The 1,702-nt window shown below is 41.7% G+C and carries 2 protein-coding genes; one reads left to right on the forward strand and one right to left on the reverse strand.

Annotated elements, in window-relative coordinates:
• Positions 1-208: 208 nt before the first annotated feature.
• Positions 209-1,246, forward strand: coding sequence for a tyrosine-type recombinase/integrase (locus AB4496_RS22705; RefSeq protein WP_102257532.1), 1,038 nt, complete (start codon positions 209-211; stop codon positions 1,244-1,246).
• Positions 1,247-1,356: 110 nt separating this feature from the next.
• On the opposite strand, the gene AB4496_RS22710 is transcribed toward AB4496_RS22705, so the two are convergent.
• Positions 1,357-1,702, reverse strand: a 346-nt coding sequence (locus tag AB4496_RS22710; RefSeq protein WP_372132060.1) for a zinc-binding dehydrogenase, incomplete at its 5' end; no start/stop codon positions are given.

Below are 1,702 nucleotides of genomic sequence, written 5' to 3' on the forward strand. Positions count from 1 at the left end.
ATAATGCTCTTCAAGTCTTTCCAACGAGAGAAGTTACCTTCCAGTTTTGTACTGTCAAAAACTGCTGTTGCGGATCACAATAACCTATTAGCTTTCTTAGCACTTTGAGATAGGAGCCTAACCTGTGCTTTTTGTCCGATATAAAACATTGTTCTACGTTTCAGCCCCAATTAAACTGTTTTTATATACAGTAATTTTAGGCTTTATTATGTCTATCCGCAATTTAAAAGATGGTTCTACCAAACCTTGGCTCTGCGAATGTTACCCGAATGGGCGAATGGGGAAACGTGTTCGTAAAAAGTTTACGACTAAGGGAGAAGCAAAGGCTTTTGAGCTTCACACGATGAAGGAGATTGACGATAAGCCATGGATGGGAAGTAAACCCGATCACCGTAGAATGAGCGAACTGTTAGACGCTTGGTGGACCATACACGGTCATACGTTGAAATCGGGTAAACAAGCTCGGGGGCTAATAGCCAAGACAATTGAAGAATTAGGGAATCCAATTGCCTCCCACTTTAAAGAACGAGACTATTTAGACTATCGTGCAGCGCGAATACCCTACCGTGGCAAAAATAAATCTATTAAGATTTCACCAACAACACATAACACGGAATTGATTTATCTAAAGGGAATGTTCAAGAAACTGATTAAATACAATCAATGGAAATACCCCAATCCACTTGAAGCTATCGAAACAATCAAAACAAGTGAGAAGAACCTAGCATATCTAACCAAGCCACAAATTGAAGAGTTCTTAGTTAACCTGAAAAATTTCAACCGAGTCATTACAGTCTCGATTCCACAGCTCATTGTAATTTCTAAGATTTGCTTAGCCACCGGTGCCCGTATAAGTGAAGCTCTAACTCTTACCCGTTCACAGGCAGCTGAATTTAAACTGACTTACACCGAGACAAAAGGTAAGAGGAATCGAAGTGTGCCCATCTCCCCAGCTTTATATCAAGAGATCTTAGATATCGCCGTGAGCGACCATGAAATTTTTAACACGAGTTACAAGGACGCCTGGCGCTACATTAAAAGAGCTTTACCAGAGCACGTACCGAGTGGGCAAGCAACGCATGTTCTACGGCATACCTTTGCTTCGCATTTTATGATGAACAAAGGGGATATCTTGGTGTTACAGCGTATTCTTGGCCATACTAAGATCGAGCAGACAATGGCGTATTCTCATTTTGCTCCAGAACATTTGATACAAGCTGTCCACCTCAATCCATTAGAGAATTAATGGCGACAAAGTGGCGGCAGACACTGTAATCTACCGTTATTTAGCGGTTTTATTCGTAAAAAAGGCGACAGTTTTCACTGTCGCCTTTTGCTATTTAGAGCCTAATTTTTCTATTCCCAATCAAGAATAACCTTGCCAGAAAGCCCACTACGCATAGCATCGAAGCCAGCTTGGAAATCATCAATTTTAAAGTGATGAGTAATGATTGGTGATAGGTCTAAACCTGACTGAATCAAAGAAGCCATCTTGTACCAAGTTTCGAACATCTCACGGCCGTAGATACCTTTGATAACCAAGCCTTTGAAGATTACTTGGTTCCAGTCTACCGCCATGTCTGATGGTGGAATACCTAGTAGAGAGATCTTACCGCCGTGGTTCATGTTAGTCAGCATGCTGTTGAACGCAGATGGGTTACCAGACATTTCTAGACCTACATCGAAGCCCTCAGTCATGCCA

Source organism: Vibrio sp. 10N.222.46.A1 (genome assembly GCF_041473595.1).
Lineage (GTDB): Bacteria > Pseudomonadota > Gammaproteobacteria > Enterobacterales > Vibrionaceae > Vibrio > Vibrio tasmaniensis_A.

What these genes read in the sequence shown, in the direction of transcription:
- AB4496_RS22705 (WP_102257532.1), top strand. Translation starts at nt 209, where the DNA reads ATGTCTATCCGCAATTTAAAAGATGGTTCTACCAAACCTTGGCTCTGC.